The organism is Pseudomonas sp. 382 (genome assembly GCF_002759075.1).
GTDB lineage: Bacteria > Pseudomonadota > Gammaproteobacteria > Pseudomonadales > Pseudomonadaceae > Aquipseudomonas > Aquipseudomonas vlassakiae.
This window is the reverse complement of sequence record NZ_PEMX01000001.1, coordinates 390,294-410,430: the sequence shown is the minus strand read 5'-3', so window position 1 is coordinate 410,430 and position 20,137 is coordinate 390,294. Positions and strand designations below refer to the sequence as shown.

Annotated in this window: 19 protein-coding genes; 4 read left to right on the top strand and 15 right to left on the bottom strand. The window is 63.1% G+C overall.

Annotated features, from left to right (window positions below; genetic code table 11):
• Positions 1-144 precede the first annotated feature (144 nt).
• Positions 145-843, top strand: coding sequence for a pirin family protein (locus CQW31_RS02120; RefSeq protein WP_054887700.1), 699 nt, complete (start codon positions 145-147; stop codon positions 841-843).
• Between the two features lie 129 nt (positions 844-972).
• Here the strand turns inward: CQW31_RS02120 and pgm are convergent, their stop codons facing one another.
• The 6 genes from pgm to CQW31_RS02090 form a co-directional block, all read right to left on the bottom strand.
• Positions 973-2,610, bottom strand: coding sequence for a phosphoglucomutase (alpha-D-glucose-1,6-bisphosphate-dependent) (gene pgm, locus CQW31_RS02115; RefSeq protein ID WP_099813605.1), 1,638 nt, complete (start codon positions 2,608-2,610; stop codon positions 973-975).
• 86 nt (positions 2,611-2,696) lie between these two features.
• Complete coding sequence (locus CQW31_RS02110; RefSeq protein WP_099813604.1) at positions 2,697-4,958, bottom strand: ATP-dependent DNA helicase; 2,262 nt, start codon at positions 4,956-4,958, stop codon at positions 2,697-2,699.
• The gene (locus tag CQW31_RS02105; RefSeq protein WP_099813603.1) at positions 4,955-6,604 is read right to left on the bottom strand and encodes a VRR-NUC domain-containing protein; all 1,650 of its coding nucleotides are present in this window, start codon (positions 6,602-6,604) and stop codon (positions 4,955-4,957) included. The genes CQW31_RS02110 and CQW31_RS02105 overlap by 4 nt, the downstream gene beginning before the upstream one ends.
• 85 nt (positions 6,605-6,689) lie before the next feature.
• Positions 6,690-8,000: an aminotransferase class I/II-fold pyridoxal phosphate-dependent enzyme gene (locus tag CQW31_RS02100; protein ID WP_099813602.1), complete on the bottom strand. Its 1,311-nt coding sequence runs from the start codon at positions 7,998-8,000 to the stop codon at positions 6,690-6,692.
• Positions 8,000-9,352: a hypothetical protein gene (locus CQW31_RS02095; RefSeq protein WP_099813601.1), complete on the bottom strand. Its 1,353-nt coding sequence runs from the start codon at positions 9,350-9,352 to the stop codon at positions 8,000-8,002. Before CQW31_RS02095 ends, CQW31_RS02100 begins: the two co-directional genes overlap by 1 nt.
• 458 nt (positions 9,353-9,810) lie before the next feature.
• Complete coding sequence (locus CQW31_RS02090; RefSeq protein WP_054887706.1) at positions 9,811-10,833, bottom strand: zinc-dependent alcohol dehydrogenase family protein; 1,023 nt, start codon at positions 10,831-10,833, stop codon at positions 9,811-9,813.
• A 206-nt stretch (positions 10,834-11,039) separates the two neighbouring features.
• Here CQW31_RS02090 and CQW31_RS02085 point away from each other — a divergent pair, with 206 nt between their 5' ends.
• A complete protein-coding gene (locus tag CQW31_RS02085) occupies positions 11,040-11,954 on the top strand; it encodes a LysR family transcriptional regulator (RefSeq protein WP_054887707.1) in 915 nt (304 codons plus the stop codon).
• A gap of 89 nt (positions 11,955-12,043) precedes the next feature.
• On the opposite strand, the gene CQW31_RS02080 is transcribed toward CQW31_RS02085, so the two are convergent.
• Entirely contained in the window at positions 12,044-12,931 is an 888-nt protein-coding gene (locus tag CQW31_RS02080) for a MerR family transcriptional regulator (RefSeq protein ID WP_099813600.1), read from the bottom strand.
• Between the two features lie 153 nt (positions 12,932-13,084).
• Between CQW31_RS02080 and CQW31_RS02075 the strand changes: the two genes are divergently transcribed.
• Entirely contained in the window at positions 13,085-13,531 is a 447-nt protein-coding gene (locus CQW31_RS02075) for a PAS domain S-box protein (protein ID WP_099813599.1), read from the top strand.
• Positions 13,532-13,567: 36 nt separating this feature from the next.
• Here the strand turns inward: CQW31_RS02075 and CQW31_RS02070 are convergent, their stop codons facing one another.
• Genes CQW31_RS02070 through CQW31_RS02055 form a run of 4 tightly spaced genes read right to left on the bottom strand, consistent with a single transcriptional unit; the run spans position 13,568 to position 16,480 of the window.
• Entirely contained in the window at positions 13,568-15,094 is a 1,527-nt protein-coding gene (locus CQW31_RS02070; protein WP_054887710.1) for a cryptochrome/photolyase family protein, read from the bottom strand.
• A gap of 8 nt (positions 15,095-15,102) precedes the next feature.
• On the bottom strand, positions 15,103-15,408 hold the full coding sequence (locus CQW31_RS02065) for a DUF6482 family protein (RefSeq protein WP_099813598.1): 306 nt from the start codon (positions 15,406-15,408) through the stop codon (positions 15,103-15,105).
• Positions 15,405-15,941, bottom strand: a complete 537-nt coding sequence (locus CQW31_RS02060; protein WP_054887712.1) for a DUF3833 domain-containing protein — start codon at positions 15,939-15,941, stop codon at positions 15,405-15,407. Before CQW31_RS02060 ends, CQW31_RS02065 begins: the two co-directional genes overlap by 4 nt.
• Positions 15,942-15,943: 2 nt before the next feature.
• Positions 15,944-16,480 carry a chalcone isomerase family protein gene (locus CQW31_RS02055; protein WP_099813597.1) on the bottom strand — a complete coding sequence of 179 codons (537 nt, stop codon included), beginning with the start codon at positions 16,478-16,480 and terminating at the stop codon, positions 15,944-15,946.
• 96 nt (positions 16,481-16,576) lie between these two features.
• Here CQW31_RS02055 and CQW31_RS31115 point away from each other — a divergent pair, with 96 nt between their 5' ends.
• A complete protein-coding gene (locus tag CQW31_RS31115) occupies positions 16,577-16,870 on the top strand; it encodes a hypothetical protein (RefSeq protein ID WP_158238172.1) in 294 nt (97 codons plus the stop codon).
• A gap of 6 nt (positions 16,871-16,876) precedes the next feature.
• Here CQW31_RS31115 and CQW31_RS02050 read toward each other — a convergent pair whose 3' ends face one another.
• The 4 genes from CQW31_RS02050 to CQW31_RS02035 form a co-directional block, all read right to left on the bottom strand.
• Positions 16,877-17,236, bottom strand: a complete 360-nt coding sequence (locus CQW31_RS02050; RefSeq protein WP_054887714.1) for a cupin domain-containing protein — start codon at positions 17,234-17,236, stop codon at positions 16,877-16,879.
• Complete coding sequence (locus CQW31_RS02045) at positions 17,233-17,826, bottom strand: GNAT family N-acetyltransferase (protein WP_178075548.1); 594 nt, start codon at positions 17,824-17,826, stop codon at positions 17,233-17,235. The genes CQW31_RS02050 and CQW31_RS02045 overlap by 4 nt, the downstream gene beginning before the upstream one ends.
• Positions 17,827-18,112: 286 nt before the next feature.
• On the bottom strand, positions 18,113-19,477 hold the full coding sequence (locus CQW31_RS02040; RefSeq protein WP_099813595.1) for a sensor histidine kinase: 1,365 nt from the start codon (positions 19,475-19,477) through the stop codon (positions 18,113-18,115).
• On the bottom strand, positions 19,474-20,136 hold the full coding sequence (locus CQW31_RS02035; protein ID WP_099813594.1) for a response regulator: 663 nt from the start codon (positions 20,134-20,136) through the stop codon (positions 19,474-19,476). The genes CQW31_RS02040 and CQW31_RS02035 overlap by 4 nt, the downstream gene beginning before the upstream one ends.
• Between the last annotated feature and the right edge of the window lies 1 nt (position 20,137).

The window sequence follows — 20,137 nt, the reverse complement described above, 5'->3', positions numbered from 1 at the left end:
TCAGTGTATTAGGCGATGAATCGCATAATCCACTTCGCCATCATCAATCTATTAATATGATGATTATCAGCCGATATTTACGCTTATTTTCGATGTTTATTTGGCGCATCATGGCTTCATTCCACTGACTCAAGGAGCACGACCATGCTGCAACTGCGACCGTTCGAAGGCCTCGGCCACGCCAACCACGGCTGGCTCGACGCTCACCACCACTTCTCGTTCGCCGAATACTACGACCCGGCGCGCATGCACTGGGGCAACCTGCGGGTGTGGAACGATGACCTGATCGCCGCCGGCAGCGGGTTCCCACCACACCCGCACCGCGACATGGAAATCATCACCTATGTGCGTGAAGGCGCCATTACCCACCAGGACAGCCTCGGCAACAAAGGTCGTACCGAAGCTGGCGACGTGCAGGTGATGAGTGCGGGAAGCGGCATCGTGCACAGCGAGTACAACCTCGAAGAGGTCGACACCCGCATCTTCCAGATCTGGATCGTGCCGGAGAAGGTAGGCGATGCACCGTCGTGGGGGACCCGCCCATTCCCTAAAGGCAAGCGCGGCGAAGGCTTCGTGACCCTGGCCAGCGGCCGGGCCGGTGATGAAGACAGCCTGCAGATCCGTACCGACGCACGGCTGGTGGCTGCGACACTGCGGGCTGGCGAAACCGCCGAATACCGCTTCGATGCCGGGCGCCGGGGTTACCTGGTGCCGGCCAAGGGGCTGGTGGAGGTCAATGGACTGCGTGTCAAGGGCCGGGATGGTGTGGCGATCGAGGAAGAAGAAGTGCTGCGGGTGACCGCGATCGAGGACAGCGAAATCGTCCTGGTCGATGTCGCCTGACTTTCGGACCAAGGGGGCTGCTGTGCAGCCCTTTCGCGACACAAGGCCGCTCCTACAGGGGATATGCATTCTCCTGTAGGAGCGGCCTTGTGTCGCGAATGGGCCGCAGCGCGGCCCCGCTCAGGTCAATCAGGCAATCGCTGCATCCACCAGCACCTGCGCCTCTTCCACCAGGCGCTTGAGGTGCGCCTCATCGACAAAGCTCTCGGCGTAGATCTTGTAGATGTCTTCCGTCCCCGAAGGCCGCGCAGCAAACCAGCCATTGGCGGTCATCACCTTCAGGCCACCAATCGCCTGGCCATTGCCCGGCGCCTGGCTGAGGATCTGCACGATCGGCTCACCGGCCAGTTCGGTCGACTTCACCTGCTCCGGCGCCAGCTTGCTCAGGGCGGCCTTCTGCCGGGCATCGGCCTTGGCCTCGACGCGGGTGGCGTATGGCTTGCCCAGCGCTGCGGTCAAGTCGTTGTAGGCCTGGCTCGGGTTCCGACCGGTGCGGGCAGTCATCTCCGCTGCCAGCAACGCTGGAATCAGGCCGTCCTTGTCCGTTGCCCAGACCGTGCCGTCCTTGCGCAGGAACGAGGCACCGGCACTCTCCTCACCACCAAAGCCGAGCGAGCCGTCGAACAGGCCCTGGGCGAAGTACTTGAAGCCCACCGGCACTTCATACAGTTCACGGCCCAGGCGCTCGGTGACGCGGTCGATCAGGCCGCTGGACACCACGGTCTTGCCCACCGCAGCGTCGCTGCGCCATTGCGGGCGGTTGCGGTACAGGTAGTCGATGGCCACGGGCAGGTAGTTGTTCGGCTGCAGCAGGCCATCGGCGGTGACGATGCCGTGGCGGTCATGGTCCGGGTCACAGGCGAAGGCCACGTCGAAGCGATCACGCAGACCAATCAGGCCCTGCATGGCGTAAGGCGAGGATGGGTCCATGCGGATCTGCCCGTCCCAGTCCACGCACATGAAGCGGAAGGTCGGGTCGACTTCGGTGTTCACCACTTCCAGGTTCAGCTGGTAGCGCTCGGCGATCGCCGACCAGTAGCGCACCCCTGCCCCACCCAGCGGATCGACGCCCAGGCGCAGGTTGGCGCCACGAATGACGTCGAAATCGATGACGTTTTCCAGGTCGGCCACGTAACTGGCCACGTAGTCGTGGCGCTTGGTGGTGGCAGCCTGCAGCGCCTGGGCATAGGCCATGCGCTTGACCCCGGCAAGGTTCGCAGCCAGCAGTTCGTTGGCCTTGGCCTCGATCCACTTGGTCACGTCGCTGTCGGCCGGGCCGCCGTTGGGCGGGTTGTACTTGAAGCCGCCACTCTGCGGGGGGTTGTGCGACGGGGTGATGACGATGCCATCGGCCAGGCCCTGGCTGCGGCCACGGTTGTAGCAGAGGATGGCATGGGACACCGCCGGAGTCGGGGTGTATTCGTCATCCTTGGACAGCATCACCTGCACGCCATTGGCGGCCAGCACTTCCAGTGCACTGGCTGCGGCCGGCGCGGACAACGCGTGAGTGTCGGCGCCGATGAACAGCGGGCCGTCGATGCCTTTTTCCTGGCGGTACAGGCAGATGGCCTGGGTGATCGCCAGCACGTGGTGCTCGTTGAAACTCAGGTCGAACGAGCTGCCCCGGTGCCCCGAAGTGCCGAAGGCCACGCGCTGAGCCGCCACGGCGGCGTCGGGGCGGCCGGTGTAATAGGCGGTGAGCAGGCGGGGAATATCGACCAGCACGCTGGCCGGAGCCGGCTTGCCTGCCAAAGGACTGAGCGTCATGCAAAAACCTCGAGTTCAACGGATGTTGGTGTTGGAACACGCAGTGTACTGGGAGTTGCAATGCCGTGCGATGGGGCCACCCGGGATTATTTAACTGCCACCTGCCACCATGCGGGAAACATCTGCTGCACCCTGGACTCGGCGAAACGTTCGTCGATCAGCACCAGCACACCGCGGTCCTGGTCGCCTCGTATGACCCGGCCGGCGGCCTGGATGACCTTGCGCACACCGGGGTACAGGTAGGCGTAGTCGAAACCGGCGCCAAACTGCCGCTGCAGACGTTGCCGGAACTGTTCGTTGACCGGGTTGACCTGGGGCAGGCCAAGGGTGGCGACGAAGGCGCCGATCAGGCGCGTGCCAGGCAAGTCGACACCCTCGCCGAACGCGCCACCGAGCACGGCAAAGCCCACGCCCTGCCCGTTCGCGACGAAGCGATCGAGAAAGCCCTGGCGTGCGCCTTCATCCATGCCCGGCGCCTGCGCCCAGAGCGGGATGCCCGGATAGCGCTCGGCGACCAGCCCGGCTACCTGCTGCAGGTAGTCGAAACTGCTGAAGAACGCCAGGTAGTTGCCTGGCTGGCGCTGATACTGGTCGGCAATCAGCTCGGTGATCGGCGCCAGTGAGGCCTGGCGTTCCCGATAGCGAGTCGAGACCTGGCTGGCGATGCGCACCTCGAGCTGCTCGGCACGGAACGGCGCCGCCACATCCAGCCAGGCGGAGTCCGCAGGCATGCCGAGCAGGTCGGCGTAGAATGGCCTCGGGCTCAAGGTGGCGGAAAACAGCGCCACACTGCGCGCGGCCTGCATGCGCGGCGCAAGCAACCGGGCCGGGGTGACGTTACGCAGGCACAGGCTGGCCAGGCGCCGTTTGCGCGAGCCCTCGCGCAGGCTGACGTCGAACAGGAAATCCTCGCCGAACAGTTCCGCCACCCGGCTGAACTGCAGCGCCTGATAGAAAAACTGCAGCACCTGGGCATCGACTTCGGCCGGCTTTTCATTCATGCGCTCCTGGATCAACCCAATGCATTGCTGCAGGGCACGCAGGAAGGTCTCCGGCAACTGGTCGCTGGCCTGGTAAGGCGCGCGCTGCTCCTTGTACAGCGCGTTCCACTGCCGGTTCAGCCGGTCGAGGGCACTGCCGAGCCCTTGCGGCTTGCTTTGGCGCAAGGCGAGCAGCTGGCCCTGGTCAAGGCTGGCGCTGTACATGTTGCGGCCGCGCTCCACCAGGTTGTGCGCCTCGTCTACCAGCACCGCAACCCGCCACTGGTTGAGCTGGGTCAGGCTGAACAGCAACGCGTGGGCATCGAAATAGTAGTTGTAGTCGGCCACCAGTACGTCCACCCAACGGGCCATTTCCTGGCCGAGGTAGTACGGGCACACCTGATGCGCCAATGCCACTTCGCGCAAGCCGGCGCGGTCGAGCATGGGCCGCAAAGCCGCCGCCGCGCGTGCGGCCGGGAGGCGGTCGTAGAAGCCTTGGGCCAACGGGCAGGACTCGCCATGGCAGGCTTTGTCCGGGTATTCGCAGGCCTTGTCCCGGGCGATCAGCTCGAGGGTGCGCAAGGCCGGCTGTGGCGAACCCGCGCTGATCTGGCGCAGGGCGTCAAGCGCCAGCGCCCGCCCGGGGGTCTTTGCAGTGAGGAAGAACACCTTGTCGAGCTTCTGCGGGACCATCGCCTTGAGTAGCGGGAACACGGTGCCGAGGGTCTTGCCGATCCCGGTACTGGCCTGCGCCATCAGGCAGCGGCCAGTGCTGACCGCCTTGTACACGGTTTCGGCCAGTTGCCGCTGGCCCTGGCGAAACTGCGGGTAAGGAAAGCCCAACCCCAGCAAACCCTGGTCGCGCTCGGCAAGTCGCTGTTGCTGGGCCTGGGCCCAGCCGAGAAACCGTTGGCACTGGGTGTCGAAGAAGCCCTGCAATTCATCGGCGCGACAGGACTCGCTGATCAGCGTCTGGCTGTCGTTGTCGACATCCAGGTAGACCAGCGCCACCTCGATGGCCGGCAACTGCCGGGCCTGGCACAGCAGCCAGGCATAGACCTTGGCCTGGGCCCAGTGCAGTTGCCGGTGATTGGCCGGCTGGCGGGCCAGGTCGCCACGGTAGGTCTTGATTTCTTCCAGGCGATTGGCGGCCGGGTCGTAGCCATCGGCACGCCCGCGCACCAGCAGGCTCTGGTATTGGCCCTCAAGGGCAATTTCCGCCTCATAGCCTGTTGCGCGCCGGGCGACCACCCGGCGATGCCCTTCGATACCTTCCTGGGCCGTGGGGGACGGGGTAAAGCGCAGGTCCAGGTCACCGACCTTGGCGCTGAACTCGCACAACGCCCGCACTGCCACGCGGTAGCTCATGGTGCCTCGCTCCAACGCACATGGCAGACCGCAACCGGCAAACCCTGTTCGGCGCAGAACTCCAGCCAGCGCAGCTGATTGTCTTGCAGGCGATCACCCGGGCCCTTGACCTCGACCATCCGATAGCGCTGCTGCTCCGGCCAGAACTGGATCAGGTCAGGCATGCCGGCGCGGTTGTTGCGAATATCCTGCAACAGGCGCAGGAAACACTGTTTCAAGTGCGCGGCGGGCAGACACGCCAATGCTTCATCAAGCAGCACTTCGTTGAGCATGGGCCAGAACACGAACGGCGATTGCAGGCCTTGCTTGGCCGCGTAGCAGTCGAGGATGGCCTGGCGATGGGAGCCATCGTCCAGGCGCCCCAGGCAGGCCAGGAACTGTTCCGCACGCCGGTGCTGGAAGTCGCTGTCATGCAAGTCCTGGGGCGCCGCCTGGAACGGGTTGAAAAAGGCCCCCGGAATCGGAGCGAAGATCGCCTCCCAGCACAACAAGCCGAACAGGCTGTTGAACAATGTGTTTTCCACGTAATACGCCTGCCCTCCCGCTTGCGCCAGGTGTTGCCGCACGGCCTCCTCCACACCCAGCCCTGCCTGCTCGCGTGGCAGCTCCAGTTCGATCAGCTCCAGGGGCGCTGCACGCCGGCGGCGCTGCGCCGGCCCGCCGAGCTTGCGTGCCAGCCGCGGCAACATGCGCTGCAGCGCTTGCACTTCCAGGGCATTGGCCGGTGCAGCCGCCAGCTCCCGTGCATAGGCATAAGCCTGCTGCCAACGCTCGCTGCGCTCGAACACGCGAACCTGGCGGATACGCGCTTGCGCATGGCTGCTGCGGGCATACACCGCCAGGGCCTGGTCCCAGTCACCCAGGCGCTCGCACTGTTGGCCCAGGGCAAACAGCAGCCGGCCATGGCGCCGCGCCAGCCACGGGTTGTCGAAGCTCAGGTCGGCCAGTGACGCGAGGATCGACGCGGGGTCTTCCCCCCGCTCCAGACGCTCGCCACACTGGTGCAGCGCCATTGCCTGATCGACCTCGCTGCGCTGCTGCAGAGCGCGTGAGTCAGGGCTGAACGCGACCTGCTCGAAACGCAGCACGCCCAGGTCGGCCAGCACAAACTCCGACCAGTCTTGATACAGGTTGCCGAAAAACAGCAGCCGCATGCGATCGCACAGTGGCTGCAGGCACCATTGCACGATCCCCACCGGGGCCTGGACAAACCATTCGCGCAACGGCCTGGGGACCAGCGACAGGGGCCGCAGTTGTTCAAGCAGGTCGCCTTTGGCCGCCCGCGGGCGGCTTAACAGCCCAGCGAAACCTGCGGCGAGTTCATCCTTGCGCAACAGCGCGAACAGCTGTTCAAGGCTCAGGACCTCCGGCTCGCGCACCCAACCCAATGCCAACAGCGGTTGCAAGGCAGCCATGCTGTCGCCGATTTCGGCATAGTCCAGGCGGTCACAGCGAAACAGCTCGCCTTTGCGCATCACCATGCGCACCATCAGCGCCTGGGCCGGCTGCGCCAGTTTGGCAAAGGCATGGAGAAAGGCCCGCTCCTGCTCGTCGAGCAGGTCGGCGTAACGTGAGTCGACCCACTGCAGTACCTGGCGGAAGTTGTGCAGGTAATACAGCGGGTCATCGACAGGGTGAGCGATCACAAGACGGGGTCAGGCAGCCAGAGTGGACACTGTTTATACATACAGACCAGCTGCACAGGCAAGCACCGTGGTTGATTGCGGCGCTCTACCGACGAACGGTGTCAACCGCCAAGGCCAACCCCAGGCGTTGCAGCGCCTCGATCAGTGTACCGGGCTGCTCGCCCAACCAGGTCAGCAGTAGAAATTGCCGATAACGCCCGTGGACGCTGAATTGCTCACCGGCCAGCACCTGTAATGCCGAGCCCGCTGTCGCCGCCACGGCTCGAGCGCCGACACTTTCCGGTGACAGGCGCACCCACAAGGCGCACCCGCCATCAGGCATGTCGAACGCCACCTGCGCTCCCAACACCGCCCTCAAATGCTGGCAAAGTTGTGCCATACGCCCCTGCAGTACCCCCCGCATCCGCCCCAGGTGCTGGTCGATTTCGCCCGAACTGATCATCTGCGCCAGCGCCTGCTGGCGCAGCGGGGCAAGCTGGAAGGCTCGCTGGGAGAACGCCTCTGCCAACGCCGGGTGGCACCCCAACAGGTAGGCATAGGGTACCTCGGCCCCCATGCTCGCCTCCAGCGAACCCAGTACCAGTAGCCGGCGCGGGTCAACCCAGTCGCGCAGCCGAGACCCCACAGGCAAGGAAAAACACAACTCGCTGTCGAGATCGTTCTCCAGCAACCAGACCGGGTGCAACGCCAGCAGCTCGGCGAGCTGCTGCTGGGCGTGCTGGGGCATCAGGCGCCCCGCCGGAAAACCCAGGCACGAAGGCATGATCATCATGCGCACTGGCTCACAGCCCAGCAGCGTCGACAGGCTGCCGATATCCGGACTGCCGCCGCTATCGAGCGGCAGTTCGAGGACCCGCATGTCACAGCGTTGCAATACCCGCAGGATCCGCCAACAGCAGGGCGAAGCGACCACCACGGCACAGCCACGCAGCCCCAACGCCAGCAGCAGCGTTTCCAGCAACGCCTGGACATCCGGGCCCAGGTGCACATCCTCAGGCCGCCAGTACTGACGCGAAGCGCGCGTATAGCGTTCGGCCAGGGCATCACGCAGGCGTGGCCCGCCCAGCACCCGCGCGGGTTGCGTACGCAGCCGCCCCAGGCGCCGCTCATGGGCGAACAGTGCGCGCAGCAGCGGCTGCGCGGGCAGCGCCTGGGCCACGTCGGCCCGGCCAGCTTGCAGGCCAACCTGGGCGAAATAGCCGGATTTTGGCACCGAATGTACCCGCCCTTCATGCTCGAGCAGGCTGTAGGCCGCTTGCACCGTGGCCAATGAAACCCCCAGGCGTCTGGACAAGGCCCTCAGCGAAGGCAAGCGTGGCTGCCCTCCCCGCTCGGCTTCGTCGATCAAGGCGACCAGATAGCGGTACACCACCTGATAGGCGAATTCACGGCCCATCAGGATGAGGCCTTGAACGGCGCAGGGCGGCTCAGCAACCGCAACTGCACATCGCGCCTTGCCAGGTTGGCGAGCAAAGGCCGTACCCCCGTGCCCAACCGCCCCTTGTAGACCATGCGCAACTGTGCCAACTGCAAGCCGCTGGTGTTGACGATCCAGTCCTTGACGGCATCAGGGCAGGACTTGCCCTGCAAGGCCCGATGCAGGTAAGGCAACGCGACCAGCATGTCAGCGTGACAACACTGCAGAAACCGCTCCAGACCCGCCCCCTGGTCGCAAAACGGCCGGTACAACATGCAGGCGACCTGGGTCTGCTCAAGCCCGTAGCCCTTGGCCAAGCGCCTCGGCGGCAGCGCCTGCGGCCCGGCTGGGTCGCTCTGGCTGAACCGGGATGCGTCAGGCGCCTGTCCGCAAGCGCCTGTTTCTGGCAGCTGCGCCAGCGCCAGAGGGTCGACAAACGCCGCCAGCGGCGGGCCTTCCTGTATCACCTCGAGGCCGCAACCCAAGATCACGTCCAGTTGGCCGTCGCGGAGCAACTGGGCCAACAGATCGTCGATCACGATGACCCGCATCGGCAATGCCCTTGAACGGGTGCTATCGGACACAGCGATGGCCACACCCGGTGAATCGACGGCGGCACGCAACTGGCCCAACCCGCTGGCCAGGCTATCGACGCATTGATGCAGCGAGCCAAGGCGGGTGGCACCTGCCAAGCGCAGGCTGCGCCGGGCCCAGGCCGCAAAGCGCCGTCGCTGATGGGCGGGCACGGCAGTGACCAGTGCATCGGCACCCGGGTACTCGGCCAGTGCCCGGCGAACGGCATCGGCCAGTTCCAGGTGGGTGCGGCTGCCCAGCAACGCTTGCGGGCGCGCATCGACCAGGTGACCGAACAAGAGCAACGCTTCGCGTGTCAACGGCCACTGCCGGGCTGCGGCATCGGCGCGGCGACAGAAGGGCACCACGTCGGCGCCCTCGACCATCTGCAACAGCACCCGCGGGTCATCATGCATGAACAAGGCGCTGAAGGTGCGCTCGTGCTGCTCCAGCACGGCGCTGCTGGCTGTCGGCAAACAGGCCACCAACACCCGTAACTTGAAGGTGACCGGTGCTCGCAAGGCAATGCTCAACTGGGCGGCCCGCAAGATCGCCAATAGCCGGGCACTACGACAATCTGCCCCGTGTACCACCAGCAACCTGAACGTACCGATATATTCCGGCCCGCCAGCGGCCACCAGCAGACGCTGTATCAATAACTGCAGGGAGGCGCGTTGCTCCTTCGACATATGGCTCAACAGGCGTTCCAGCACCTGTTGGTAGATAAAGTGCATAGCCTGGTCGTGCACAATGCTCACGGCGTTACCTCAACTTCATTTCACAACAAAATTCGCTGCACAGGATTTAGTACAGCGGATTTAATTTGAAGAAACTTCCTACAAAAATCCGGGAAACTTCGAAGTTGTAATACGCTGTCGTTCCACGAACGCAAAACATGAACCCATCCATGGACTTACCCTCATCTTCAATCGCGCACTGCTGTGCCTGTTGTTCTCCACTGCACGCTCCTTGCGCCAACTATCGATATGCCATTATCGAGCGTTGACTAAGGATTAAAAGATACAGATCTTGCTGAAAACACCATTCAGAAATCGGCAACCACAACCCGCGCAGCGCGGAAACCTCACTTGAAAACACTGCCACGTTGGTAATGGAAACATCTATTTACAAAGTTAATGACCGCAGTCCATGTAAATATAACCAGCCATAATGCAAAAAACCGGGCATCAGCCCGGTTTTTCATTACCAACGTGCTTCAGGCCGTAGCCATGTCCAGCACCACCCGCCCACCACATGGGCACTCGTCCATGTAACGATGGGCCTCGACCACCTTGGCGAACGGATACACCTTGATGATCTGCGGAGTCAGCAACTGATCGGCGGTGAACTGGTTGATATCGCGCAAGGCCCGTTGCAGCGCCACCTGATCCTGGCTGATGCCCAGTTCCGGCTTGCCGGTGAAGTTGCCGATACAGTGCACGTAAAACTGGATGTTCTTCTGGAATGCCGCACAGGCAGGAAACGGTGTCTGGTTGCCCCCCTGCAGGCCATACAGTACCAGGCTGCCGCGCGGCGCCAGCACATCGCCCAGCAGCGACATCTGCGGCCCGCCCATGCCATCGAGGACCATGTCCACGCCGCGTCCGTCGGTGTACTTGCCAACCTGCATCAGCAAGTCCTGCTCCTCGGTGACGATCACCTTGTCGGCCCCCAGGCCCAGCAGGTAGTCACGTTGCTCGGGCTCGCGGGTGGCGGCGAACACCTTGAGGCCGAGCGCCTTGCCCAGTTGCACGAAGGCCGGCCCGGCACAATGGCTGGCATCGGTGACCAGCGCGGTCTGCCCGGCCTTGGCGCGTGCCAGGTCGACGTAGGCGAAATAGGCGATCAAAAGCGGCGTGTAGTGCACGCTGGCCTCGATCGGCGAGAGCAGGTCCGGATAGCGGGTGATGGCGGTGCGCGGCAGCACGATGACATCACCATACACCGGGTGATCGTTGGCACTGGTGGCCGGGAAGCTGGCGACCCGGTCGCCCACTGCGATGTCATCGACGCCTTCGCCGACCGCAGTCACCACACCGGCCATCTCGTGGCCGATCCCTGCCGGCAGACGGGCTTGGGAGGGCGCCAGGTTCTGCCGCCAGAGCACGTCATACCAGCTCACGCCGATCGCCTCGACGCGGATCTGCACCTCGCCGACGGCAGGTGACGGTTCGGCCTGCTCCTCGCAACGGAGCACATCGGCAGCGCCGAACTTGTGGAAACGGATCATGCGGGACATCGCATACCTCGCCTGTGTGAATCTCGTATTACCACGGACTTTATCCGGGCTTTTGCGGTTAGACCATCAGTGGCTATTAATAGTCGACATGCCTGTCATCGATTGGGCACCTGACTTTCCTGTGCATTGGCCCCCGGAAATCGGTGCAGGGTAACAGCCTTTGGCCTTAAGATTCACCCCTGCCCCACTTTAGGCGAAGCGCACCGATGAATCGAAACGACCTGCGTCGCGTAGACCTCAACCTGCTGATCGTGTTCGAAACCCTCATGCATGAGCGTAGCGTGACCCGCGCTGCCGAGAAGCTGTTCCTCGGCCAGCCGGCAATCAGCGCGGCCCTGTCGCGCCTGCGCAACCTGTTCGACGACCCGCTGTTCGTGCGTACCGGCCGCAGCATGGAGCCGTCGGCACGCGCTCATGAAATCTTCGCCCTGCTGTCACCGGCGCTGGATTCGATCTCCACCGCGGTCAGCCGCGCCGCCGAGTTCGACCCGGCCACCAGCAACGCAGTGTTCCGCATCGGCCTGTCGGACGACGCCGAATTCGCCTTGCTGCCGCAATTGCTCAAGCGCATCCGCGCCGAAGCCCCCGGCATCGTCCTGGTGGTACGTCGGGTCAATTACCTGTTGATGCCAACCCTGCTGGCCTCGGGCGAAATCTCCGTGGGCGTCAGCTATACCAGCGAACTGCCAGCCAACGCCAAGCGCAAGGTGCTGCGGCGCAGCAAGCCCAAGCTGCTGCGCGCCGACAGCGTGCCGGGCAGCATCACCCTCGATGACTTCTGCGCGCGGCCGCATGCGCTGGTTTCGTTTGCCGGGGACTTGTCGGGCTTCATCGACGAGGCGCTGGAGGAGATAGGCCGCAAGCGCCATGTGGTGCTGGCGGTACCGCAGTTCAATGGCCTGGGGAGTTTGCTGGCGGGCACCGATATCGTCGCCACGGTGCCGGACTATACGGCCGATGCCTTGACCTCGGCGGGAGGCTTGCGGGCTGAGGACCTGCCGATGGACGTGCGCTCGTTCGAGCTGCATATGGCCTGGCGCGGGGCGCAGGACAACGACCCGGCGGAACGCTGGTTGAGGTCGAGGATACAAATGTTCTTCGGCGATCCCGATAGTCTGTGATCAAGCTCTATTGAGTACGCGCTTTTTTGCGCCGTTGAATCGTGAGCTGTTGTGGAAGACGAGGTGGTGTCCAGAAGCAAGCCCATCGATCAAAGGTCGAGGGCACCACGGTGCAAGGCGTTCAGCATGCGCGCAGCGTCAGCGCTACCCTCGTCCAGCAGAGCGAGGGGCACTTCACTCAAGGCGGGTTGAGTATCGGCAAGCCCCTCGCCAACCAAAGCCAGCGGGCATTCGATTTCCATCTGCAACGCGCGCAAGCGCCTGATCAAGGCGGGGCTCAGCGGGGCCTGGACTTTTATCACCAGTGCCGCAGGCCGCATCGCCGCACACACGACAGGGAGCTCTTCCAGCGGCTGCCCGCAACCGAGCACTTCGATACGCTGCTGCGCACTGCTCAACAGCATCCCGGCGCACAGCACCTTGAGTTCGGCTTGCCCCTCGGTAGCGGCCAGCAACACTCGCGGCGCATCGGCCTGGTTCATTTGCAGGCGCAGCAGCAAGCGTGCACGCAAGAACGTGTCGAGAAACAGCCATTGGCTGCGCTCGCCTGGCGCAGCCCCTGCAGCCAGGTCGTGCCAAACCGGCATCAGCACTTGCCGCAGGACGGTGGCCGTGGGGAAAAGTGTGCACAACTGCCCATGGATGCCTTCAAGCGCCGTTGCATCGAAAGCCTTGGAGGCGCGCGCCACGCTGGCGCGCCATTGGTCAAAGGCCGAGAGCTGCTGTGCAGAGACCTCAGGCTGGCCCGCGAGCCTTTCGCCGACCTTGCTGATCGGCACGCCGTTGCCAGTCCAACGCAAGATGTCGCGTATGCGCTGGACATCCCGCGCCGTGTACAGGCGATGGCCGCCCTCGGTGCGCTGCGGGCTGATCAAGCCATGCCGCCGCTCCCAGGCACGCAAGGTCACCGGGTTGACGCCGGTCAAGCTGACTACATCGCGCATCGGTAGCAGGTCGGGTGAAGTGGCGTCAGTCATAACGAGGGGCATCCAGAGGGTGAAACATTCTAAACCCATATGCGCCTTCTGCGCTGAGCCGTCTTGGTTCATGATGCAACATACATCGCCGAAACCTTCTGCATAGAAGATACGCTGCGCATATCGCATACGAAACGCCTGTAGGGTGGCCCCATGATAAACGCGAAACTCCTGCAACTGATGGTTGAGCAGTCAAACGATGGCATCGTCGTCGCCGAGCAGGAAGGCGATGACAGCATCCTTATTTACGTCAACCCCGCTTTCCAGCACCTCACCGGTTACTACGCGGACGACATCCTCTATCAGGACTGCCGCTTTCTTCAGGGCGAGGATCATGACCAGGAGAGCCTTGCAGTCATCCGCAAGGCGATCCGCGAAGGCAGGCCCTGCCGCCAGGTGCTGCGCAACTACCGCAAGGACGGAAGCCTGTTCTGGAACGAATTATCGATCACTCCCGTGCGCAACGAGGCGGACCAGCTGACGTACTACATCGGCATTCAGCGCGACGTCACAGCACAGATTTTCGCTGAGGAAAAGGTACGCGAGCTGGAGGCTGAAGTGGCTGAGTTGCGCCGGCAACTGGGGCAGGCCGAGCGCTGACTGAACATCCATACCCGGTCAGGGCAACCCGCTTTTTCATATTGGTTGCGCGGCATCGAGCCGGGCCAACAGTACCTGGCCACGCTGCCACACCGCATCGCGACGGTCGGCCGACATTTGATCGAGGCTACGATAGACCAGCGCCAGCCTCGGATTGGCCGAGAGCTGAGGCCGATGACGGATGAGAAAATGCCAGTAAAGGGCATTGAACGGGCAGGCATCTTCCTCGATCACCTGGTCGACCCTGTAGCTGCACGCCTTGCAGTGATCGGACATGCGCTGGATGTAACGACCACTGGCGCAGTAGGGCTTGGACCCCAGGTAGCCGCCATCGGCATGCATTACCATGCCGAGCGTGTTGGGCAACTCCACCCAGTCGAAGGCATCCATGTAAACCGCCAGGTACCATTCACAGATCGCGCCAGGCACAATGCCGGCCAGCAATGCGAAGTTGCCGGTCACCATCAGCCGCTGGATATGGTGAGCGTACCCCAGTCGCAGGGTCTGCCCGATAGCTTGCTCCATGCAGCGCATGCGGGTGCGCCCGGTCCAGTAGAATGCCGGCAGCGCACGCTCGTTGCCCAGATGATTGAGCCCGGCATATTCCGGCATGCGCAGCCAGTAGATGCCCCGCACATATTCGCGCCAGCCGATCAACTGGCGGATGAAACCTTCGGCAGCATTGAGCGGCACCCGCCCCTCGCGCCAGGCTTTGTCGACCTCTTGGCACAGGCAACGCAGATCGAGCAGCCCGATGTTGAGCGCCGCACTGATGCGCGCATGGAACAGGAAGGGCTCGCCTTCGGCCATAGCGTCCTGATAGTCACCGAAGGCCGCCATCCCGAAGTCCAGAAAATGTTGCCAGAGCTGACGTGCCTCGGCATGGGTCACCGGGTAGTCGAAGCCGTCGATGGCTCCATAGTGGTCGCTGAAGCGCTGACGTACCAGGGCGACCACCGCTGCCGTGATCCCGTCCTGCGCGAAATGCGCAGCGAACGGCCCGCGTAGCTGGCGCGGTAACGGCTTGCGGTTGTCGCCGTCAAAATTCCAGGCCCCACCTGCCGGGGTGCCATCGGCCTCCATCAGCAGGCCGGTTCGCTTGCGCATGCCACGGTAAAAGTGCTCCATACGCAGTTGGCGACGCGCGTCGGCCCAGCGCGCGAAGGCTTCGCGGGAGCATAGAAAACGCGTATCCCGATGCCACACAAGGGGCAAGCCGGCATCGCGCAAAGCCTGCTCCAGGCGCCACTCCCCGCATTCAGTCAGGTGAATGTGGGTGGCGCCCAAGGCGTGTTGCCAGCGCCGCAACTCGCCAACGATGCTACCGCTGTTGCCGTCAGCATCGAGCTCGACATAATGCACCTGCCAACCCCGCTCCCGCAGGGCCTGGGCAAAGTGCCGCATGGCACTGAAGATAAGCACGATCTTCATCGGGTGGTGCGGCACGTACCGGGCCTCACCCTCAACTTCCGCCATCAGGATCGCATCGCGGGCAGGGTCAAGCGTGGCCAGGCTTGCCAGGTCGAACGACAGCTGGTCACCCAGCACCAGGCCCAGGCGCATCGTTCAGGCTACCACTGGCTGGCGAGCGATATCGGCAGCCGCAGCGGCGCAATCGGGCCGTCACGTTGCCCGCACATCTCATCATGCACCACCTGCTGTACCAGCATGCACGGCACGGGGGGCAGGCCGCCGAGCAAATGCCTCAGTTCAGTAGTGGAGCGCACCCGAACGGGCTGCCCGAGGGCATCGCTCAAGGTCACGGGGCCTACGTCAGTCAAGGCGCGCAGCAGGTAGAAGCCTCCTTCCAGCGACAGCAGTTCAAGTTCCTTTGCCTCGCCGGTCGAAACCAGTTCAGTGAGCGCGATCAAGTTCATGGTGTGCCCTCCGGCAGACGGCGGAAGAACAGGGTGATCTGCCCTATCTCCACGCCCAGTTTGCTCATGCTCGAGCGGTTGATCAGGGTGTCGTCATCCATGAGGTACATCCAGTCGTCCAGGTCCACTTGCCAGTGGTTTCCGTCAACTGGCAGGTCCAGCTGGTAACGCCATCGCAGCGCGTTGCCCGCCACTTCGCCTCGCGCTTCACCGATCACGTCCCCCGCCGTTCCGCGCCAGCGGCCGGGGCCGTCGGGCACCAGCGTCCAGGTACGTTGCTGGCGTGTGCCATCGCTATAGAGAAACTGCTCGTCGAGAATCAGACGCTCACCTTCGCGGTGACTGTGAATGCGCACGTGGAAGCGCTTGACCACCTCCCCGGAACGCTTCTGGAACATCCCCCAGGCCTGCACCGGTCGCGAGAAGAACGCAGCCAGGTCCAGTTTGGGTTGCTGCTGGGCATACTGCTCGACACCGACATTGCCACAGCTGCCCAGAAGCACACAGAAAGCCAGCAACAGCGCCTTGTACATGTTCATGGTCCTCGGTCGTTGCCAGCCAGCCCAAGCAGGCGCTGACGCAGTTGGGTATCCCTGGCGCGGGGGTCGAGCCAGATGGCGAAGAACTGGCGAGCAAAGACCGGGTCGGCAATTTCGCGGCTGAGCTTGCCATCGACGTAGAAGCGACAGCCCTGCCCCGGCAGGTACAGGCCAGTAATGCGCGTACCGGCATGCACGTCGACGAATGCCTGCTCAATTGCATCGGTCCACGCGGTACGTTGCTGCGGCGTCATTCCGCCCGTATCGAGGCGGCGCATTTCTTCGAGACTGGCCTGCACCAACGTGTCTCTGGACAGCGAGCGGTGGTACAGCAGCTCAAGGGCGAAAGGCTGGTTCCAGTCATGAACAGGACCTACTGTCCACAATTGAGCTGTGTATAGACGCAGGCCAAACCAGGTGAACTCACCGGCACCCAGCCGTTGCGCAGCTGGCAGTTCCGCCCGCCAGTCCGCTGCCGCTGACAGGGCAACCACTAGCAGGCAAAGCGCGGTCCAACGACCAGGGTGCGCCATACTGACCTCGAGCACGCCTAAATACTGTACAACACTAGCACAATGTACAGATATTTTAGCTGGCTTGTATAGATTTTAACATCGAAGGACCTATTCATGCTGAACGTGGCAGCGAAGCGGACAGGGTATTTTTTTGCAGGCATGGATCACCCTGCTGCCGCACCGTTCCAGCTGGGTGTAGGTCACACGGTTGTGACTGTCGGCCGCGGCAATGTGGTGCGGCCAGTAGTGGGCACTACGAGTGATGATCGTTGCGAGATTCACGTTGCGTTTCTCGTCGACAGGAAGACTTCGACGATGCTGAACAGCCGTGCGCGGGCAGGCCTGATACAGGTTTCAGGCGCCGGCCATACTGGCTGGCGTGATGCAGCCAGCTGTCAACCGGGGTGAATGGTCCTAGTTCGTGGGCACCAGGATCACGAAGTTCTTTTTCATGTCTTCCAGCACGGTCCATCTACCCTTGGCGCCCGGTTCGATGATGAACGTATCGCCAGCGGCCAGTGTGACGGGGGCGCAACCCTCAAGCTCGATGACGCAGCGGCCACTGAGGACATGGCAAAACTCCCAGACTTTGTAGTCGATGCGCCACGCTCCGGTAGTGGCCTCCCATTCGCCGGAAATGCGACCTTGCTGTTCATCGTGATAGTAACTGGACGTCAGCGTATGGGGGCTGCCCTCCACGACCTCGGCAAAAAAAGGAAGGTCGCGCACCGGTTGGATATCCAGTTCGCGGAACACGGTGAGTTTCTGGTTCATGATCTTTTCTCGAGCACGTTGTGGTTGGGGCGATACATCAAATAGGCGTCACCGGTGACCCTCAGCATCGGGTGCGCAACGATCTGGCAGGTTTTCACAATCTGAAAACCGTGACGCTCGTAGAAGCGGCGTGCACCGTGGTTTTCTGCATAATCGATCAGGCACAGCCCATCCAGGCCAGCGCCCTCGGCGCGCTGCTGGGCATGGCGAAGAAACTGGGCGCCCAGGCCCTGGCTGCGCCATCCCTCATCCAGGGCCAGGCTGGAGATGTACAAGGTGTCGGGTATTTCCATTTCGCAATAAGGCGCCAGGACCGGGTCTGTCTCGACAGGCCGGTCAGGCGTCTCGTGCAAGGCATAGCTGTGCATCATGCCGATTACGCGCCCTTCGGACGTGGCCATCATGCAGTTCTTATAGGAGAAGTCGCCCTGCTCCCTGGCATAGCGGGACGCACCGACGCTCAGCAATGCTTCTCCAGGTGCGGCAAGCTTGCTCCATATGTAATCGGCCATGCCCTCCGATGTCAGTTGAAAGAAGCGCGCAATATCGTGCGCGTCCGTGGCTTGGGCAGGCCTGAAGTCGATAGGCATGTACAGTGCTTCCATGGAATCGGGTGGCTGGTTTCAAGGATTACGCCTTTGACAGGCAGGCAGGGTAGCCAGGTGCAACGGTTCCCATCATGCTCAGGGCGAACACTGTCAGCACAGCATGCGACGCCGGGGCTCAGTTCAAAGGGCAGCGACTGCTTGAGTGGCTTTGGCCTCAGGGGTAACCGTCTGGCAGCGCGAGGTATTGATACCGAAACCCGTCGACGGGCGCCTGATCGAATGCCGATCAAGTCAGTGCAGGGAGTCTGAGGTGAGCGCTGCGGCTGCCTCAGGCCAGCGGCAGCGACATGGTGGCAGCCAATCCGCCACTGACACGGTTTTCGAGACGCACGTGGCCGCCAAGCCGGTCGATGATGGTGGTCACGATGGACAATCCAAGGCCAGCCCCATTGGGGCTGTTACGGCTGTAGAAGCGCTCGAAAACGCGCGACAACTCCGCCTCGTCGATACCCGGCCCCTCATCCTCGACGATCAGTTCGAAACGACTGTCCAGACGCCTGAGCAGCACCGTGATGCGCCCACCGGGTGGCGAATGTTCCACCGCGTTGGAAACCAGGTTCTGCAGGGCGATCGTCAGCGCACCGGCATCGATGGCCAGATGATGATCCCCTTCGCCGATATCCAGCGAAGGCTCCAGGCCACGGTTCAGTATCCAGGGGGTCAGCTCGGCCATGGTATCGGTCACCACCTCGGCAAGGTCGACCTGAGCGGTAGCGCGTTGCCCCAGGCGAGGCTCGACACGGGCCAGGGTCAGCAGTTGATTGACCACCCGGGTCAAGCGGTCGACCCCGCCGATGACAAAACCCAAGGCCTTGTGGCGCTCCGCCTCTTGACTGGCCTCGAGCGCGTTCTGCGCGTGCAGGCGCAGCACCGCCAGCGGCGTACGCATCTCATGGGCGGCATCGGCAATGAAGCGATGCTCACGCCGCAGCAAGTCCTCGATCTGCGCCAGCAGGCGGTTGATGGCCGCCTGCATGGGTTCAAGCTCCGATGGCAGAGGTACCAGTTGCAGCGGTTCCAGCGAATTGGCGTGCCGCCCACGGATGACATTGGCCATGTTCTGCAACGGCCGCAGCCCCCAGCCAATGGCGGCCCAGACCAACAGCGCCAGGGCCAGGCTACCAAGCAGGAACGGGAACACGGTGTGGCGGACGATCCGGTCGATCAGGTCGTAACGCACATCGTCACGCTCGCCGACCCAGATCAACCAGTTCTTTTCCGGTACCTGCAAGACGAAACTGCGCCATTGCTTGTCGCCACTGACAAAGTCGTAGAAACCCGGGGCGCTCGGCATCGGATCAAGCCGGGGGGCGCTCGGCGTATGCACCAGCAGCACACCACCCTCCCCCCAGACCTGAAATGCCAGCTTGCTTTCGTAAGGGTGGCCGCCCCCTCTGCGACCGGCTTGCCCCAACGCTTCGTTGAAAGCGCGGTACATGTCGTCACGCGAGCTGCCCTGCACAGGCATGCTCATGACCCCCTGAAGCAGGCGCGCATTCTGGGCGAGATGCGCGTCATACACTTCGTTAATTTCATGGCGGCTGTCGTGGTAGTTGTAGAGCACCAGCAGGCCAGTGCCGGCCAACAGCAGGAACATGACCCGCCAGAGTGTGCGTTGACGCAGCGAACTCATGCCTTGCCCTCGACCAGATAGCCAATACCGCGGACCGTGCGGATCAGGCCATTGAAGAGTTTCTTGCGCAGGTGGTAGATGTTCACCTCAAGCGTATTGCTCTCGGGCTCCTCATCCCAACCGTACAGCAGCTGGGTCAGGCGTTCGCGGGTGAAGACCTTGCCGGGTTGGGCCAGCAACTCATGCAGCAGTCGATACTCCTTGGGGGTCAGGATGACTTCCACACCGTTGTAGTGCACTTGCCGGGTGGCAGGGTCGAGGCTCACACCGGCATGTTCGATCAGCACCGTCGCACGCCCGGCGCTTCGCCGCAGCAAGGCACGCAACCGGGCCTTCAGCTCGTTGAGGTCGAAAGGCTTCACCAGGTAATCATCGGCGCCTGCATCCAGCCCGGTGATACGATCATCGAGGCTGTCCCGTGCGGTGAGGATCAGCACCGGCAGGCTGTTACCCCCTGCCCTCACGCGACGCAGCAGTTCGATACCATCGAGGCGGGGCAAGTCGAGATCCAGGATCACCAGGTCGAACCCTTCGTGCTGCAACGCGTGCAAGCCACTCACGCCATCACGCAGCCAGTCGAGCGTGTAGCCCGCCTGGCGCAAGCCGTCGCAAATGCCCTCACCCAGCGCGGTATCGTCCTCAAGCAGCAGCAGCCGCATG

What these genes read in the sequence shown, in the direction of transcription:
- CQW31_RS02120 (WP_054887700.1), top strand. Translation starts at nt 145, where the DNA reads ATGCTGCAACTGCGACCGTTCGAAGGCCTCGGCCACGCCAACCACGGC.
- pgm (WP_099813605.1), bottom strand. Translation starts at nt 2,610, where the DNA reads ATGACGCTCAGTCCTTTGGCAGGCAAGCCGGCTCCGGCCAGCGTGCTG.
- CQW31_RS02110 (WP_099813604.1), bottom strand. Translation starts at nt 4,958, where the DNA reads ATGAGCTACCGCGTGGCAGTGCGGGCGTTGTGCGAGTTCAGCGCCAAG.
- CQW31_RS02100 (WP_099813602.1), bottom strand. Translation starts at nt 8,000, where the DNA reads ATGGGCCGTGAATTCGCCTATCAGGTGGTGTACCGCTATCTGGTCGCC.
- CQW31_RS02090 (WP_054887706.1), bottom strand. Translation starts at nt 10,833, where the DNA reads ATGTCCCGCATGATCCGTTTCCACAAGTTCGGCGCTGCCGATGTGCTC.
- CQW31_RS02085 (WP_054887707.1), top strand. Translation starts at nt 11,040, where the DNA reads ATGAATCGAAACGACCTGCGTCGCGTAGACCTCAACCTGCTGATCGTG.
- CQW31_RS02080 (WP_099813600.1), bottom strand. Translation starts at nt 12,931, where the DNA reads ATGACTGACGCCACTTCACCCGACCTGCTACCGATGCGCGATGTAGTC.
- CQW31_RS02075 (WP_099813599.1), top strand. Translation starts at nt 13,085, where the DNA reads ATGATAAACGCGAAACTCCTGCAACTGATGGTTGAGCAGTCAAACGAT.
- CQW31_RS02070 (WP_054887710.1), bottom strand. Translation starts at nt 15,094, where the DNA reads ATGCGCCTGGGCCTGGTGCTGGGTGACCAGCTGTCGTTCGACCTGGCA.
- CQW31_RS02065 (WP_099813598.1), bottom strand. Translation starts at nt 15,408, where the DNA reads ATGAACTTGATCGCGCTCACTGAACTGGTTTCGACCGGCGAGGCAAAG.
- CQW31_RS02060 (WP_054887712.1), bottom strand. Translation starts at nt 15,941, where the DNA reads ATGTACAAGGCGCTGTTGCTGGCTTTCTGTGTGCTTCTGGGCAGCTGT.
- CQW31_RS02055 (WP_099813597.1), bottom strand. Translation starts at nt 16,480, where the DNA reads ATGGCGCACCCTGGTCGTTGGACCGCGCTTTGCCTGCTAGTGGTTGCC.
- CQW31_RS31115 (WP_158238172.1), top strand. Translation starts at nt 16,577, where the DNA reads ATGCTGAACGTGGCAGCGAAGCGGACAGGGTATTTTTTTGCAGGCATG.
- CQW31_RS02050 (WP_054887714.1), bottom strand. Translation starts at nt 17,236, where the DNA reads ATGAACCAGAAACTCACCGTGTTCCGCGAACTGGATATCCAACCGGTG.
- CQW31_RS02045 (WP_178075548.1), bottom strand. Translation starts at nt 17,826, where the DNA reads ATGCCTATCGACTTCAGGCCTGCCCAAGCCACGGACGCGCACGATATT.
- CQW31_RS02040 (WP_099813595.1), bottom strand. Translation starts at nt 19,477, where the DNA reads ATGAGTTCGCTGCGTCAACGCACACTCTGGCGGGTCATGTTCCTGCTG.
- CQW31_RS02035 (WP_099813594.1), bottom strand. Translation starts at nt 20,136, where the DNA reads ATGCGGCTGCTGCTGCTTGAGGACGATACCGCGCTGGGTGAGGGCATT.